The following is a 15,349-nucleotide window of genomic DNA, read 5'->3' as shown; positions in this document are numbered from 1 at the left end:
GTACATTACGCGGGTTTGATTAAGGCTGAGTTGGGGCCCGATCTGCACCAAAATGGGACGCATTCTGGCTGTCCGAAGGCGGGTAGATTGGCCGCCTTCGGATTGTCCTCAGGCAAGAACGTCGGGATTGATGATGTTCTGCCTGATGGGATCGCCGTCCAGCACGCTCAGGATATTGCGCGCGGTCTGCTCGCTCATGCGGCTGACAGCCTCAACGGTCACACCGGCGACATGCGGGGCCATGATGACGTTGGGCAGCGCGAACAGCGCGTTGCTGACCGGCGGCGGCTCAACCTCGAACACGTCGATGCCGGCGCCGGCAAGCTTGCCTGAGACGAGCGCGTGGTACAGCGCGGCTTCCTTCACGATGCCGCCGCGCGCGGTGTTGATGAGATAGGATTTCGGCTTCATCCGGCCGATCCTGTCAGCGTCGAACAGGCCGATGGTCTCCGGCGTCTTCGGGCAATGGATGGTGACGAAATCGGCGTTGGGCAGGGCGGCGTCGAGGTCAGGGACCGGCTCGCAGCCGGCGGCCTTGATCTCCGCCGCAGGCTTGTAGGGATCGTAGACCTGCACGTTCATTTCCATTGCGAGGCACCGCTTGGCGGTGCGCGTGCCGATGCGGCCAAAGCCGACGATCAGCACGGTCTTGCCGTAGAGGTCGAAGGGAAGCATGCCGAGGCGCTCGGCCCATCTGCCGTCCTTGACGCAGGAATGCATCTCATTGGCGCGCTTGGCCAGCGTCAGCATCATGAAAAGCGCCTGCTCGGCCACCGAGGGCGAGTTGGCGCTGCCTGCGACCATCAGCGGCACCTTGCGGCGGGACAGGGCGGGCACGTCGACGGCGTCGTAGCCGACACCGATCCGCGTCACCACCTTCATGTCGCGGGCCGCCTCGAGTTCGGTCTCGCCGAAGGCGGTAGCGCCGAGCGCCACGCCATGAACAGGGGCATGGCTTTTCAGCAGGGCTTCGAAGTCCTTGGCGGAGATCAGGTTCGGAAACTCGATGAGCTCGATATCGTCCCGCTGGGTGAGGAGAGCGCGTGCCCCTTGCGACAAAGTTTGTGTAACGAAAATCTTCTTCTTGTTGGTCGTCATCGCTCCCCGCCTGCTCGCATTCTTCGGCCGGCGTCACAGCACGACGCCGGTCTCCTCGTTTAGCAGGTGCATATTGTTGAGGTCCATCGCCAAACGCATGGTTGCTCCGTCCTTGGCGCCGGCGTTGGGATTGACGCGGCCGCACACCGGCGTGCCGTCGAGCCCGAAATAGACCAGCGTCTCCATCCCCATCGGCTCGGTGACATCGAGCACTGTATCGAAGGTCTCGACACCGGGATCCAGATGCGCGTGCGACTCGGTGAGATGCTCGGGGCGGATGCCGAGCAGGAGCTTGTCGGTGCGCGGCAGCGCGTTGTAGCGGGCGGCGCGGGCCGGCGGCAGCGCAAAGGCAATGCGGTCGGTCAGGCGGACCTGCAGCGTGCCGGCGGCATCCTCGAGCCGGCACGGAATGAAGTTCATCGCGGGCGACCCGATGAAGCCCGCGACAAAGCGCGTCGCCGGCTTGTGATAGAGCTCGTTCGGCGTGCCGATCTGCTCGATGCGGCCCTTGTTCATGACCACGACGCGATCGGCCAGCGTCATCGCCTCGACCTGGTCGTGGGTGACGTAGACGGTCGTGGTGCGCACCTTCTGGTGCACTTTCTTGATCTCGATCCGCATCTGCACGCGCAGCTTGGCGTCGAGATTGGACAGCGGTTCGTCAAACAGGAAGACCTTCGGGTTGCGCACGATCGCGCGTCCCATCGCCACGCGCTGGCGCTGCCCGCCGGAGAGCTGCTTCGGCTTGCGATCGATCAGATCGGTGATGTCGAGCAGGCGCGCCGCTTCGGTCACCCGCGCCTTGATCTCGGCCTTGGGATAGTGCTTCAGCCGCAGCCCGAACGACATGTTCTCGGCGACCGTCATGTGCGGATACAGCGCGTAGTTCTGGAACACCATCGCGATGTCGCGGTCCTTCGGCGGCACGTCGTTGACGACGTCGCCGCCGATCATGATGTCGCCGTCGCTGATGTCCTCGAGGCCGGCGATCATGCGGAGCGTGGTCGACTTGCCGCAGCCGGAGGGGCCGACCAGGACGATGAATTCATGGTCGGCGATATCAAGGTCGATGCCGCGCACCGCTTCGACATCGTCATACCGCTTGATCACCTTGCGCAGAGAAACGTCCGCCATTGAACTTGAACCTCTCGATTTCAACCCTTCGTCGCGCCGGCGGTCAGGCCGGCAATGTAGTAGTCCATCAGGAAGGCGTAGATGATCAGCGGTGGCGCCGCGCCGAGCAGCGCGCCGGTCATGATCTGGCCCCAGTTGAAGACATCGCCCTTGATCAGTGTCGTGGTGATGCCGACCGGCAGCACGAGCTGGTCGATCGATGTCGTGAACACCAGGGGATAGAGGAACTGGGCCCACGAGACGGTGAAGGCGAAGATTGTCGCGGCGATCAGCCCGGGCAGCGCGACGGGGATGAATATCCGCAGCAAGGTCTGCAGCCAGGACGCGCCGTCGATGATCGCGGCCTCGTCGAGCTCCTTCGGGATCGATGCGAAATAACCGATCATGATCCAGGTGCAGAACGGCACAGTCAGCGTCGGATAGATGAACACCAGCACATACCAGCGGTTCAGCAGCGTGATGCCGGTCAGGTCCTGCATGACGCCGAGCATCTTGAACAGTGGAATGAACAGAAGGCTGTCCGGGATCAGATAGGTGAGGAAGACGCCGGTGGCGAGCGTCGCCGAGCCCCAGAACTTCATCCGCGCCAGCGCGAACGCCGCGGGGATGCTGATGATCATCGTGACGATCACCACCGCGATGGAGATGATCGACGAGTTCCAGAAGAAGCGCAGGAACTGGTTCGAGCTCAGGAGCTCGACATAGTTCGACAGGGTGGGATGAAACACCCACCACGGATTGGTCGCCGCCGAAATCTCCGCGCTGCTCTTCAGCGAGGTGATCAGCATGTAGACCGGCGGTGTCAGGAAGAAGATCGCAAACAGCACCAGGAAGAAATAGGACCAGCGCAGCGCCCAGGCGCGGTCGCGGCTCATGCTGCCGAGCTTGCGGGTAGGCCCGGCCTTGTCGATTGCCATCGTGCTCATCAGGCTTCGTTCCCGCGTTTGGAGACATCGCGCAGGATGAAGATCGCTGCGACGGCGAGGATCGGCACCATGAACAGCGAGACGCAGGCGCCGAGGGGGATGTCGCTGCTCTGGATGCCGACCTGGAATGCCCAGGTCGCGAACAGATGCGTCGTATCCAGTGGGCCACCGGAGGTCAGAATGCGCACGATGTCGAAATTGGCGAAGGTCACGATCAGCGAGAACAGCGTCGTGATGGCGATGATGTTGCGCATCATCGGCAGCGTGACGTACCAGATCTTCTGCCACCAATTGGCGCCGTCGATCGCCGCAGCCTCATAGAGCTGGTCGGGCACGGATTTCAGCGCGGCGAGATACATGATCAGGAAGAACGGCGCGCCGTACCAGACGTTGACGAGGATGACGGAGAAGCGCGCCCAGAAGGTTTCGCCGAGCCAGGGGATCGGGCCGACACCGAAGAAGGAGAGGGTGTAGTTGAAGGCGCTGTAGGAGGGGTCGAACAGCCAAAGCCAGGCCAGCGTGCTCATCGCCGGCGGAATCACCCAGGGCACCAGCAGCATGCCGCGCCATTTGCGCTGCTTCCTGCCGGGAATGTTGTGGACGAAATGCGCGACGATGAAGCCGATCAACGCCTTGAAGATCACGGCGGTTATGGCGAAGATGCAGGACTGCTTCACCACCATCCAGAACGTCTCGCGCTTGAACAGGAAGGTGAAGTTGCCGAGGCCCACGAATTTCGTCATGGCCTTGTTCAATGTCGCCAGATAGAGCGAATAAAAGGCGGGATAGAGCACGAGCAACACGATCAGCAGGATCAGCGGCAGCGTCAGGAAAAACGCGACCGTCGATTTGCGCCCGAGCGCATTGCGCAGGCTCGATCCCTTCCGCGCGCCCGTCGCACGGGCGACGCGACCTCGCTCAACGACGACATCGGCCATATCAGCTTCCTTGGATCATTCCTGGTCAACGGTCGAACGGCGGAGCCGGTCCTTCAGAATCGGCTTCGCCGTCATGAGGAGGAGAGTGCAGCGGTTGGGGCGGGCCTGCGCGGGTCGCGCAAGCCACGCTCGTTCGCCGTTCAGCTCCGCATGAAGCCTTCGCACTCGCCCTCGGCCCAGGCGAGCGCCTGTTCCAGGGTTTCACCGCGGGCAAATCGCAATCCCATCTTGGTCAGCGTTGCCTGGAAGTAGATCTGCTGTGCGATCTTCGGCGGCGCCGGTGATGCTGCGATCGACAGCGTCTGCTGGTGGTAGGGGTCCGGATAGTGGAAGAGCGTCCCCTTCGGCGGGCCTTCCTCGGCCCACGTCTTCAGCTTCGTCAGGTTCGCATAGGCCGGCAGGTCATAGCCGCCGCTCACCGAGACGAACTTCTCGATCGCTGCCGGCGAGGACAAATGAACCAGCAGGCTCTTGGCCGCTTCCTTGTTCTTGCCGAAGCTCCAGACGCCCCAGAAGTACGGCAGGAAAGGCGCGAAACGTCCCTTCGGGCCGGCCGGGAAGCCGTGGGTCCAGCACTGCTCCGCCACCTGCGGTGCATCGCGCTTGGCGACGGCCCAGGCGCTCGGCGGGTTCATGATCAGCGCGCCGCGCCCGGAGATCAGCCATTTGTTGTTCGAGGCGTCGTCCCAGGACGGCGCGTCGGCGGGCAGGAACGCGATCAGCTTCTTGTAGTACTCCATGGCCTGGCGGACCTGGTCGGTCTTGACCGTGATGTCGCCCTTGGCATTGACGAGCTCGGCGCCGAACGCCTGGAAGATCGCGCCGGCGGTATCGACGCTGTCGGTGGTTTCGCCGAGGCCGATGCCGAAGGGGAAGCCGCCCTTCTGGCAGGCTTCCGCAGCCTTGAGGAAGGTATCCATGGTCCAGTTGTCAGCCTTGGGCGGGCCGCCGGCCGGATACATTTCCTGCACGTCGATATTGGCGTACTTCTTCATCAGGTCGATGCGCGAGCAGGGGCCTTTGATCTGGCTGCCCGGCGTGGCGGGCACCGCGAGCCATTTGCCGCCCGATTGCGCGAGATATTTAACGGTGCCGTTCACCTCGCCATTCTGCTTGATGAGCGGCTCCATCACGTCGTTGAGCGGCTCGAGATTCTCCGAATAGGCATGCGGCCACCAGCTCGGCATCTGAAGAATGTCGTGACCGGACTTGGCCTGCGCTTCGGCCGCCGCCGTCAATTCGATCTTCTTGTTGTTGCTGGTGATGTAGTCGATGGAAACCTCGACCTTCTCCTTCGCCGCCCATTCGTTGACGAGATCGGTCGAAGCCTGGTTGGCGCCTGGCACCCAATGGTCCCAGAAGCCGATCGAGAGTTTGCCGGCGGCGTAAGCGCCCCGGACATAGGGCGCCGTGATCAGCGCCGCGGAGGACATTGCAGTGGCAGCCACAAATTGACGTCGCGTCAGTCTCTTGCGTGACATCTCGTTTCCTCGCCTTGGTGTGTTTTATTGTTCTGTCGTTTCCTCTGACTCTTCCGAGTCTCTCATTTCGTTGTTGGAGTTTCTTATTGGCGCCATCCGCAAGTCACGGAGAGACGCGGGAAGAATTGGTAGCGCGATCAGATCATGATTGATTGCGTCTGTCGAGAAAGCCGGACGCTCCGCGCTCTAGTACTAACGTTGTGTCCGGCAAGGCCGCGGCACGCGTCGACCGCCCGCCACCGCCGCTTTTTGCGACGCACACATCGGGTGAATCGTGCGCTAGAGGTCGGTGCGCAATTACGCCGCAGTTCCTGATAAGCCTGCATAACAGCGTCGGGGCCAAGATCTTTCAAGGAATGGTCTTCCAGACGGGGACAGAGATTGTCCGCGCCTAGACCTCCGCGTGGCGAAAACGGTAGAGTTGCAACCGGCAGGAGGCCTGCCGCTTCATAAGGAGCAGGCAAATCGACATGGAGACCCAAATGATCAACCCGGCGCCGCCTGCGCGGCTTGGCCTGCGACGATGGCTCGCGCTCGGTTCCGTCCTGACCTTGCTGATCGGTGCGGCTGCCGTTGCCAATGCACAAGGTTTGGTCAAGGGCGTCCAGGACGGGGCCGCAGCCGGCAACAAGGCGGCAGGTCCCGTTGGGGGCGTCCTCGGCGGCGCCATTGGCGGCGTGGTCGGCGTCTTCACCGGCGTGCTCGGCGTCAACAATAATAACGGCAATCAGGCGCCGGCTCCGAAGGATGCGAACAAGGACGCGTCCAAGGACTCCAAGCAGCCCGGCGCCAAGGACAAGGATGCCAAGAGCGCGAAAGGCGGCAAGGCTGGCAAGGCGACCAAGGAAGCCAAGAACGCTCCGCAGGACAACAAGGACAACAAGGACGTCACGGTCCTGACCCAGACCGGCGCGCCCCAGCTGACCGCTGAGCAGATCGTCGCCAACAGCGATTCCTATATCGAACGCATCAAGACCGAGCTCAACTTGACGCCGGAGCAGGAGAAGCACTGGTTCGGCTTCTCCAGCGCGATGCACTACCTCGGGCATAACGGCGCGGAGCGGCTCAACCTGCGCATTGCGCGCGCCAAGCGCGATCCCCCCGACGACATCATCGAGCAGATGCGCAACGAGGCGCAGTTCCTGATCGATCGCGCCGCAGACCAGCGCAATGTCGCCGATGCCGCCGAACCGTTGTATTCGAGCCTCGACGACAAGCAGAAGGAGGTGTTCATCCAGGAGATGGTTCGCCTCAGCCATGAGCGCGGCCTGGATTGATCAAGTTGGATCGGATTGTGCGCGCTGAAATTAACGGCGCCTGCCACGAATTCGTGAATGCTTTCTGCAATCGGGTATGCTTAGCTTCGCAAGGTGGCTGCGAGGTTGAAATGGCGGACGGACTCTCCGTTTTCCTGGTCGAAGACGAGGCGTTGATCCGGATGATGATCGCCGAGATGGTGGAGGAGCTGGGCCACCATGTCGTTGCAGAAGCGGACAATGTGCGCGATGCGAGTGCCTTCGCGATGACGGCGCAGTACGATTTCGCGATCCTCGACATCAATCTGATGGGTGTTTACGTCGATCCCGTCGCCGATCTGATCGAGCGACGCGGCAAGCCGTTCCTTTTCGCGACCGGCTACGGGCCGGAATTGCTGCCGTCCTTGCTCCGTCGCCGGCCGATCCTGCGCAAGCCGATCGCGCTCGACCAGCTCAAGACCATGATCGACTCGCTGTTTCCCGATGCGGCCGCCAAGGTGCCGCACTGACATCAACGAAAATGGCCGCCCGAAAAGGGGCGGCCATTTGGGACGAAAGATCGGTCCGTGTCTTACATCAGGCCGGCGCTGAGATCGATGCCGTGCGCCATCAGGCTGATCGAGGCGAGAAGCCCCATGCTGCAGAAGATGACAATGGCTTTGAAAGAATAGTCGCCCGACTTGGTGCTGACGGCCGCCGGCATTTCGGCGAGCGAAATCGTGCTCATGTTCATTCCCCCCTTTGTGTTGATCCTGAATTGCATCAGGTGAGGGGAACTCTTAGTGCAAAAAGTTTGACACAGGATTGCCAGGGATCCTTAACGGAACCGCAATCGTAGCCGATTGGCGGCGCCGAGCGAGAGACTCTGCAAGTCTTAGTTGCGGCCGGCTCGCAGCACCGTCGCGATGGTGTGGGCGGTCATGGCCGCGCGGTCCGAGGCACGCTGGGCAGCCAGCCGGTCCCGGGCCTTTTCCTCGATCAAGAGCTCGATCAGCGCCATGCGCTTGTCGTCGTCGTCCGCCTCGGTCAATAGCCGGTGATAGCGATGATAATCGAAGCCCACATCCTGCTTACGCATGTCACGCCCCCGTACTCACGCCACACACGCGCGAATTGTTTCCCATTGCAGGCCGGCGGGCAAGCGCGATTGTTCATGGAACCGCGGATTGGCCGCGATCACTGTGAATTCGCCGGCCGGGTGCTGCGAGGGGCGGAAGGCGCTCAATCCGCAATGTGGTCGGCAAACATCTTCAGGCCGACGAAGCTCGCGTCCGGCTTGGTGACGAGACGCGTCGGAATGTTGCGCAGATAATCCTGGAAGCGTCCCTTGGCCTCGAACCGCGCGCGAAACGCGGAGGCGGCGAGGAATTCCGGAAAGCGCGGCACGATCCCGCCGGCGATGTAGACGCCGCCTCTGGCACCGAAGGTTACTGCGAGATTGCCGGCGACCGAGCCGAGGATGGCGCAAAACATCTCCAGCGTCGCGCGGCTGAGTTCGCAACTCCCGTCCAGCGCCGCCTTGGTGATACCCGCCGCATCGCGTTGCGGCACCTGGGCTTCATCGACTTCGGCCAGCGCTTCGTAGAGCGATTGCAGCCCGGAGCCGGAGAGGGCGCCGCGCTCGATGGAGACGTGGCCGAAGCGCCGGCGCATCGATGCGATCACGCGCTCCTCGCGTTCGTTCTCCGCCGGAAGGGTCGCGTGACCGGCCTCCGTGACGACGGCGAGCCGGGAGCCATGGCGCTCGACCAGGCAGGAGACGCCAAAACCGGTCCCCGGCCCGACGACGAGCAGCGGTTCTCCTTGCATGCCGTCCTGGCCGCCGAGCGGGATCAGGTCGGCCGGCTGCAAGGCGGGCAGGGACCAGGCCACCACCTCGAAATCATTTAGCACGTGGACGCTGTCGAAGCCGAGCGCCGGCTGAAGCTCGTTCCCGTCGATCACCCATGGGCTGTTGGTCATGACGCAGCGGTTGTTGGTGACGGGACCAGCCACAGCCAGCACGGCCCGCACCGGCTTCTCGCTGTCGGCCCGCCGCAGCACGTCGGCGATGGCTTCTCGGACCGTCGGATGATCGGCGACCTTGACATAGTCGATGCGCCCGATCTGCTCGCCATTGCTCAGGGCGAACCGCGCATTGGTGCCGCCGATATCGGCGAGAAGAATGTTTCCTGTCTTGCCGATATTCATGACCAATGGGTCACCGTGGCCACGCAGTCACGGGAACCCTTATCCTCCACTCCTTCGCCCCGATCCGTACGATACGGGCATCGGAGAATCCGTCCTTGGGTGCGGCTAGTCAACACGGACCAGTCCAAAGCGTTGCATGGAGGGATTGGCCGGCCTGGATCGCGGGCGGTTGCGAAGCGGCGCCGGAAGATCGACACTGGCAAGAGCGGCCTGCCGCGGGTGCGCCGCGCGGATGACATGGACCCTGCAATGAAGATATCCGACCGCGACGTGCTGCTGGTGATCGACGTGCAGAACGATTTTTGCACAGGTGGGGCGCTTGCCGTTCCCGGCGGCGAGAAGGTCGTCCCCGCGATCAACCGGATCGCCCAAAAATTCGCCAATGTGGTGCTGACGCAGGACTGGCATCCGGGCGACCACGTCTCATTCGCGTCGAACCATGCGGGCAAGCAGCCGTTCCAGACCATCGAGCTCGGTTACGGCACCCAGGTGCTCTGGCCGACCCATTGCGTCCAGGGCACGGCCGGGGCCGAATTCCATAGGGATCTGGACGTCAGGCGGGCGAGCCTTGTGGTGCGCAAAGGGTTTCGTCGCGGCATCGATTCCTATTCGGCGCTGTTCGAGAATGACAAGAGAACGCCGACAGGCCTGCTGGGTTATCTGCGCGAACGCGAATTGAACACCGTTTTCGTCGCCGGCCTCGCGCTCGATTTTTGCGTCCGCTTTTCCGCGGAGGATGCGCGCAAGGCGGGCTTCGAGGTTGCCGTGATCGAGGACGCCTGTCGTGGGATCGATCTCGACGGCTCGGTCGCGGCGACCCATCGCAGCTTCAGGGAGCTCGACATTTCCGCCGTCAGCCTGGAGGCATTCCTATGAGGATGATGCGGTCATGATGGCGGAGAAGACCGGAAAGCCGCCAGGTGAAAAGGGGCATGCGCCCGAGGCCCCCTTGTTGTGGCCGTTTGCAGCGGCACGGCTTGCCATGGACGCCTGCTTCTGGTGGCTGGAACGCGGCTCCAAAGAGCAGGGCGAGGGCGAGCTCCCCTGGACCACGCCCGCCAGCGTAGCCCTCGAGCTGGCCACCATGCGTCTGCGCGATTGCTCGCGGGCGCGAACCGGCCAGCCGGCGCTGGTCTGCGCGCCCTATGCGCTGCATCGGGCCCAGATCGCCGATTTCGCACCCGGCCACAGCGTGGTGCAGTCGCTGCAACGTGGCGGCATCGACCGGATCTATCTCACGGATTGGCGCTCGGCCTCGCCCGAGATGCGTCATCTCTCGATCGACAGCTATCTCGGCGATCTCAATGTCGCCGTCGACGAGATCGGCGCTCCCGTCGATCTGGTCGGCCTGTGCCAGGGCGGCTGGCTGTCACTGCTGTATGCGGCGCGGTTTCCGGCCAAGGTGCGGCGGCTGGTTCTGGTCGGGGCACCCGTCGATCTCTCGGTCGAGTCGCGGCTGTCGCAACTTGCCCGCAGCGCGCCCGAGATGGTCTACGATCAGCTCGTCGCGCGCGGCGGCGGCAATGTCAGCGGCGACGAGATGCTGCATGTCTGGTCGAAGGCGCCTGACCGCGATGACATCGCCGTGGCGCTGCAGAGAGACCTGTCGGACGAGGAGGGCGCGGCCCTGCTCGCGCGATTCGACCGCTGGAACGCCGAGACGCTCAATCTGCCCGGCACCTACTATCTCCAGATCGTCAACTGGATCTTCCGGGAGAACCGCATCGCCTCCGGCAATTTCACGGCGCTCGGCCGCGTGATCGACCTGAAAGATGTCAAGGCGCCGGTCTTCCTGCTGGCCGGGCTCGACGACGACGTCGTGCCGGCCACGCAGGCGCTTGCGACGGCCAGCCTTCTCGGCACGCCGTCGGCCCTCGTTGCCGCGGCATCCGAACCCAGCAACCATCTCGGCTTGTTCATGGGTGCGAGGACGCACGCCCACGCATGGCCCCGGATCGCCGAATGGCTGCGCGACGACCAGCCCAGCGTGCTGGCGCGCAGCGCCTGAGGTCGAAAGGACCGGCGAGGCTGCAAATCCGTTATGCATGATCGCGGATGGCCTGCACGTGGCCATGGCGATGGGCTAAATAGAGTCCGGAGCCGGCAGCTCCAACAGAATTTAAGGGTCCTCTGCTCGATGAGTTTCCACTCGATCTACGCCCACGGATTTGCGCGCGTCGCGGCCTGCGTCACCACGTCTCATGTGGCCGATCCTACTGCCAATGCGAAGGCCGTTCTGGCGGCGGCGGGCGCCTGCCATGACCAGGCGGTGGCGGTTGCCGTATTTCCGGAGCTGTGCCTGTCCGGCTACGCGATCGAGGATCTGGTGAAGCAGGACCCGCTGCTCGACGCGGTCGAGCGGGCCCTTGTCACGATCACTGAGGCCTCCGCGGCGCTCATGACCGTCCTGATCGTCGGCGCGCCGCTGCGCTTCGGCGTCAGGATCTACAATTGTGCCGTCGTCATCCATCGCGGCAACGTGCTCGGCGTCGTGCCCAAGAGCTATCTGCCGACCTATCGTGAATTCTACGAAGGACGCCATTTCGCCTCAGGCGCCGGCATTGCGGGCGAGGCCATCCGCATCGGCAAGTTCAACGCGCCGTTCGGGACCGACTTGCTGTTCGCAGCCGACGACGTCCCTGGCCTGACCATTGGCGTCGAGATCTGCGAGGACATGTGGATCCCTGTGACGCCGGCCTCGGAGCTCGCGCTCGCCGGCGCCACTGTGCTGATCAACCTGTCGGGCAGTCCGATCACGATCGGCCGGGCGCGCTCGCGTGCGCTGCTGTGCCAGTCGAGCTCGGCGCGCTGCCTCGCGGCCTATGTCTATTCGGCTGCCGGCGCGGGCGAATCCACCACCGATCTCGCCTGGGACGGCCAGACCTCGATCTATGAGAACGGCGTGCTCCTCGCCGAGGGCGAGCGGTTCCGCCAGGGCGGTCAGGTCACCTATGCCGACGTCGATCTCGACCTGCTCCGGCAGGAGCGCGCCCTGATGGGCACGTTCGACGACAATCGCCGGCAGCGCGAAGGCAATTTCCGCAAGATCAGCTTCGCGCTGAAGCCGCCGGCCACCGACATCGGTTTCCTGCGCAAGATCGAGCGCTTTCCGTTCGTGCCGAGCGATGAAAGCCTGCTCGAGCAGGATTGCTACGAAGCCTACAACATCCAGGTCGCCGGCCTCGTGCAGCGCATGCGCGCGACCGGCACCAAGCGTGTCGTGATCGGCGTCTCCGGCGGCCTCGATTCCACCCACGCGCTGATCGTCGCCGCCAAGGCCGTCGATCTGCTCGGCCTGCCGCGCGAGAACATCCTTGCCTACACCATGCCGGGCTTTGCCACCGGCAGCGAGAGCAAGACCAACGCGCTCGCGCTGATGAAGGCGCTCAAGACGACCGGTCAGGAGCTCGACATCCGCACCACCGCGACGCAGATGCTGAAGGACATCGGCCATCCCTTCGGCACGGGCGAGAAGGTCTACGACGTCACCTTCGAGAACGTGCAGGCGGGCCTGCGCACGGACTATCTGTTTCGGCTGGCCAATCATCATGGCGGCATCGTCATCGGCACCGGCGATCTCTCCGAGCTCGCGCTCGGCTGGTGCACCTACGGCGTGGGCGACCAGATGGCGCACTACAATGTCAATGCGGGCGTGCCGAAGACGCTGATCCAGCACCTGATCCGCTGGGTGATCGCCTCAAAGCAGTTCAGCGGCGACGTGAACGGGACGCTGGCCTCGATCCTGTCGGCGGAGATCTCGCCGGAGCTGGTTCCGGCCGAGCCGGGCGAGAAGCCGCAGAGCACGGAGGCCTCGGTCGGGCCCTATGAGCTGCAGGACTTCAATCTGTTCTACACGCTGCGCTTCGGCTTAAGGCCGTCCAAGATCGCCTTCATGGCGCTGCATGCCTGGAAGGACATCGCCAGCGGTGAATGGCCGCCGGCGTTCCCGGCGGACAAGCGCAAGGCATATAATCTGGCCGAGATCCGCCGCTGGCTCGAGGTGTTCCTGCGTCGCTTCTTCGCCTTCAGCCAGTTCAAGCGCTCGGCGATGCCGAACGGACCGAAGGTCTCCGCCGGCGGCTCGCTCTCGCCGCGCGGCGACTGGCGTGCGCCGTCGGACTCCAGCGCGGCGGCCTGGCTCGAGGATCTCGAGCGGAACGTGCCGGGCTGATGGTATGGGCGATCGCGATTGTCGGGAGATGATCTGATGTCCGGCGGGGGCGGGTCGGAAGCTGGCGAAGAGACGGAGGTCGTCAACGGCCTCTACATCTTCGACATCGAGATGCGTGACGGCAAGCGCGGACAGGCGCGCGGCGTGGTCGTGCTCTGCGACGGGCGCATCATGGGCGGCGACAGCTATTTCTACTACACCGGCAGCTACACGTTCCGGAACGGCAAGTGGCGCGGCGACATGATCGTCAATCAGCATACCGAAGCCGTCGGTAAGACGCTGGCCTTTGGCGGCAGGGAGGTCACCTGCGGCTTCTCGGGTGACTACTCGGCGGGGGGCGCCGAGGTCGACGGCATGGCGCTTGTCGGCAAGACCAGCGTGACCTTCACCGCGAAGCTGACGCTGAAGGACGCAATGTAAGCGCAACCTGAACTTCTCATGAACGGATAGCGGCGTTCCTACTCAGGAACATTCGCTGCAACAGAACGTTCGCGTCTGTTGTTGCGAATTGTCGAGGAGAGGGACCATGCGTAAGCACTTGATGTTATCGACCGCGGCCATCGGCCTTATGCTCGCATCCGGCATTGCCTATGCGCAGGCGCCGGAGCGGAAGGACGAGCCGAAACGGACCGAGGAACCGGCAAAAGGCGCGGCGCCGCAGCATGGCGGTGCGGCCCAGGAGCGTGTCCAGGAGCGCGGCCAAGAACGAGCCCAAGAGCGTGTTCAAGAGCACGCGCAGGGTGCCCAGGAGAAACTGCAGGGTCCGGGCCGCGAGGAGAAGGGCGGCGCCAAGCATGAGGCCAGCGAGGACAAGCGTCAGCCGACCAATGCCGCCGAGCGCAACGCGCCGAATGCGAAGGAGCAGGCACAGGAATCCCGCGAGCCGTCGAAGGATCGCAACCGGGAGGCCGAGAGCGCAAAACCGGGCCATGACGCCGACAAGAACCGCGCCGAGACGAAGCAGGACAAGTCTGCACCGCAGAAATCGACGGCCGAGTCCGAGAAATCCAAGAGCGGTCCCGCCGGCCAGCAGAACGAGCGCACGGGAGCTGCGACCAACCAGAACGAGCGCAACCAGAGCCAGCCGCCGCGGAACGCTGCGGAGCAACAGCCCGCGCAGCAAGGCAACCGGCCGGCCACCGCAACCGACACCAGCCGGACGGCCCCGACCAACAACGCGCAGAGCGCACCGCCCGCGACGGGCACGCAAACCAATCAAGCCAACCAGACCACTCAGACCAACACGCAGGTCAATCAGCAGGCCCGGGTGACGTCGGAGAAGCAGGTGCAAATCTCGGAACGATTGAGCCGCGAGCATCTGGCCGAGCCGGAGCGCAACCTGAACATCTCGATCCGGGTCGGCGAGACGATTCCCCCGCGCGTGCGTCTCTATCGGCTGCCGCCCGAGATCGTCTCGATCGAGCCCGAATATCGCGACTACGAGTATTTCGCCACGGATGATGACGTCGTCATCGTGGAGCCGCGGACGCATCGCATCGTCAGCGAGGTGCCGCGGGATCCGTCTCGGGCCCGTGCGCAGATGAGCAGCGGCGCATCCTCGAGCATGGCTGCGGCCGGCGGCAGCAATGTGAATTGCAGGATCATGCGTCGCGACGCCTCGGGCAACGTGACCGAAGTCGAACCGTCGACGGTGGGCTCGAGCGCACGTACGGATTCGCTGAGCGTGACGGTTCAGATGCCCGGCGGCGGCTCATCCGCTCCGATCCCGCTCGGCGCAGCGGCCGGCGATATCGTGGTCGCGACGCAAGGGCAGGGCGACTGCACCGTGACGCTCGAGCCGCAAACGCGCTAGGCGTGTAAACGAGGTACTGAAACGACTTCGCGCCGCGCGGCTCAAAGCCGGCGGCGCGAAATTGCGTTCAATCATGAAAGTTCCGAGGTCCGGAGTGCCTAGGAGTCCGGACCTCGTCACCTTGCCCCAGCCTTCAATCCCCCGCCCCATGTGGTCCCCCAACCCCATGTTGCGCGATCAGAGGGTGATGCCCGTGGAAGTGGCCGCCGATCGATGTCGTGCGATGTACGCGAAGGATGGTTAGGATTCCATTCCGGATCACTACGGACTGAATCGTGCTTGATCGGCGCGCGAATGCGTGCGTCTGCACGCGCGGAACGATGCATGCGCGCGACACGATGT

The 15,349-nt window shown here is 63.8% G+C and carries 15 protein-coding genes; 7 read left to right on the top strand and 8 right to left on the bottom strand.

Going from position 1 to position 15,349, the window contains the following annotated elements; translation table 11 throughout:
- Positions 1-108: 108 nt before the first annotated feature.
- From X265_RS19530 to X265_RS19510, 5 genes are all read right to left on the bottom strand, one after another.
- Entirely contained in the window at positions 109-1,098 is a 990-nt protein-coding gene (locus X265_RS19530; protein WP_128966285.1) for a hydroxyacid dehydrogenase, read from the bottom strand.
- A 33-nt stretch (positions 1,099-1,131) separates the two neighbouring features.
- Positions 1,132-2,232 carry an ABC transporter ATP-binding protein gene (locus X265_RS19525; protein WP_128966284.1) on the bottom strand — a complete coding sequence of 367 codons (1,101 nt, stop codon included), beginning with the start codon at positions 2,230-2,232 and terminating at the stop codon, positions 1,132-1,134.
- Positions 2,233-2,252: 20 nt separating this feature from the next.
- The gene (locus X265_RS19520) at positions 2,253-3,158 is read right to left on the bottom strand and encodes a carbohydrate ABC transporter permease (RefSeq protein WP_128966283.1); all 906 of its coding nucleotides are present in this window, start codon (positions 3,156-3,158) and stop codon (positions 2,253-2,255) included.
- Positions 3,158-4,096 (bottom strand): carbohydrate ABC transporter permease, encoded by a 939-nt coding sequence (locus X265_RS19515; RefSeq protein WP_128966282.1) that lies wholly within the window; start codon positions 4,094-4,096, stop codon positions 3,158-3,160. Before X265_RS19515 ends, X265_RS19520 begins: the two co-directional genes overlap by 1 nt.
- Before the next feature lie 140 nt (positions 4,097-4,236).
- Positions 4,237-5,577 carry an ABC transporter substrate-binding protein gene (locus X265_RS19510; RefSeq protein WP_128966281.1) on the bottom strand — a complete coding sequence of 447 codons (1,341 nt, stop codon included), beginning with the start codon at positions 5,575-5,577 and terminating at the stop codon, positions 4,237-4,239.
- A 482-nt stretch (positions 5,578-6,059) separates the two neighbouring features.
- On the opposite strand from X265_RS19510, the gene X265_RS19505 reads away from it, so the two are divergent.
- Positions 6,060-6,854, top strand: coding sequence for a Spy/CpxP family protein refolding chaperone (locus X265_RS19505; RefSeq protein WP_128966280.1), 795 nt, complete (start codon positions 6,060-6,062; stop codon positions 6,852-6,854).
- 110 nt (positions 6,855-6,964) lie between these two features.
- Entirely contained in the window at positions 6,965-7,342 is a 378-nt protein-coding gene (locus X265_RS19500) for a response regulator (RefSeq protein WP_128966279.1), read from the top strand.
- 62 nt (positions 7,343-7,404) lie between these two features.
- On the opposite strand, the gene X265_RS40615 is transcribed toward X265_RS19500, so the two are convergent.
- The 3 genes from X265_RS40615 to glk form a co-directional block, all read right to left on the bottom strand.
- Complete coding sequence (locus X265_RS40615) at positions 7,405-7,560, bottom strand: hypothetical protein (protein WP_164938690.1); 156 nt, start codon at positions 7,558-7,560, stop codon at positions 7,405-7,407.
- A 147-nt stretch (positions 7,561-7,707) separates the two neighbouring features.
- Entirely contained in the window at positions 7,708-7,911 is a 204-nt protein-coding gene (locus X265_RS19495; protein WP_128966278.1) for a hypothetical protein, read from the bottom strand.
- Between the two features lie 143 nt (positions 7,912-8,054).
- Positions 8,055-9,023 carry a glucokinase gene (gene glk / locus X265_RS19490; protein WP_128966277.1) on the bottom strand — a complete coding sequence of 323 codons (969 nt, stop codon included), beginning with the start codon at positions 9,021-9,023 and terminating at the stop codon, positions 8,055-8,057.
- 237 nt (positions 9,024-9,260) lie between these two features.
- On the opposite strand from glk, the gene pncA reads away from it, so the two are divergent.
- From pncA to X265_RS19465, 5 genes are all read left to right on the top strand, one after another.
- Positions 9,261-9,899, top strand: a complete 639-nt coding sequence (pncA, locus tag X265_RS19485) for a bifunctional nicotinamidase/pyrazinamidase (protein WP_128966276.1) — start codon at positions 9,261-9,263, stop codon at positions 9,897-9,899.
- Between the two features lie 16 nt (positions 9,900-9,915).
- Entirely contained in the window at positions 9,916-11,031 is a 1,116-nt protein-coding gene (locus X265_RS19480; protein WP_128969340.1) for an alpha/beta fold hydrolase, read from the top strand.
- Positions 11,032-11,160: 129 nt separating this feature from the next.
- The gene (locus X265_RS19475; RefSeq protein WP_128966275.1) at positions 11,161-13,194 is read left to right on the top strand and encodes an NAD(+) synthase; all 2,034 of its coding nucleotides are present in this window, start codon (positions 11,161-11,163) and stop codon (positions 13,192-13,194) included.
- A gap of 36 nt (positions 13,195-13,230) precedes the next feature.
- Positions 13,231-13,614 (top strand): GrlR family regulatory protein, encoded by a 384-nt coding sequence (locus X265_RS19470; RefSeq protein ID WP_128966274.1) that lies wholly within the window; start codon positions 13,231-13,233, stop codon positions 13,612-13,614.
- 106 nt (positions 13,615-13,720) lie between these two features.
- On the top strand, positions 13,721-15,007 hold the full coding sequence (locus tag X265_RS19465) for a DUF1236 domain-containing protein (RefSeq protein ID WP_128966273.1): 1,287 nt from the start codon (positions 13,721-13,723) through the stop codon (positions 15,005-15,007).
- Positions 15,008-15,349: the final 342 nt, after the last annotated feature.

The sequence above is a fragment of the Bradyrhizobium guangdongense genome, assembly GCF_004114975.1.
Lineage (GTDB): Bacteria > Pseudomonadota > Alphaproteobacteria > Rhizobiales > Xanthobacteraceae > Bradyrhizobium > Bradyrhizobium guangdongense.
This window is presented reverse-complemented; position numbering and strand designations above follow the sequence as displayed.

Coding starts and splice junctions, on each gene's coding strand:
- X265_RS19530 (WP_128966285.1), bottom strand. CDS start 1,098: ATGACGACCAACAAGAAGAAGATTTTCGTTACACAAACTTTGTCGCAA.
- X265_RS19525 (WP_128966284.1), bottom strand. CDS start 2,232: ATGGCGGACGTTTCTCTGCGCAAGGTGATCAAGCGGTATGACGATGTC.
- X265_RS19520 (WP_128966283.1), bottom strand. CDS start 3,158: ATGAGCACGATGGCAATCGACAAGGCCGGGCCTACCCGCAAGCTCGGC.
- X265_RS19515 (WP_128966282.1), bottom strand. CDS start 4,096: ATGGCCGATGTCGTCGTTGAGCGAGGTCGCGTCGCCCGTGCGACGGGC.
- X265_RS19510 (WP_128966281.1), bottom strand. CDS start 5,577: ATGTCACGCAAGAGACTGACGCGACGTCAATTTGTGGCTGCCACTGCA.
- X265_RS19505 (WP_128966280.1), top strand. CDS start 6,060: ATGATCAACCCGGCGCCGCCTGCGCGGCTTGGCCTGCGACGATGGCTC.
- X265_RS19500 (WP_128966279.1), top strand. CDS start 6,965: ATGGCGGACGGACTCTCCGTTTTCCTGGTCGAAGACGAGGCGTTGATC.
- X265_RS40615 (WP_164938690.1), bottom strand. CDS start 7,560: ATGAGCACGATTTCGCTCGCCGAAATGCCGGCGGCCGTCAGCACCAAG.
- X265_RS19495 (WP_128966278.1), bottom strand. CDS start 7,911: ATGCGTAAGCAGGATGTGGGCTTCGATTATCATCGCTATCACCGGCTA.
- glk (WP_128966277.1), bottom strand. CDS start 9,023: ATGAATATCGGCAAGACAGGAAACATTCTTCTCGCCGATATCGGCGGC.
- pncA (WP_128966276.1), top strand. CDS start 9,261: ATGGACCCTGCAATGAAGATATCCGACCGCGACGTGCTGCTGGTGATC.
- X265_RS19480 (WP_128969340.1), top strand. CDS start 9,916: ATGGCGGAGAAGACCGGAAAGCCGCCAGGTGAAAAGGGGCATGCGCCC.
- X265_RS19475 (WP_128966275.1), top strand. CDS start 11,161: ATGAGTTTCCACTCGATCTACGCCCACGGATTTGCGCGCGTCGCGGCC.
- X265_RS19470 (WP_128966274.1), top strand. CDS start 13,231: ATGTCCGGCGGGGGCGGGTCGGAAGCTGGCGAAGAGACGGAGGTCGTC.
- X265_RS19465 (WP_128966273.1), top strand. CDS start 13,721: ATGCGTAAGCACTTGATGTTATCGACCGCGGCCATCGGCCTTATGCTC.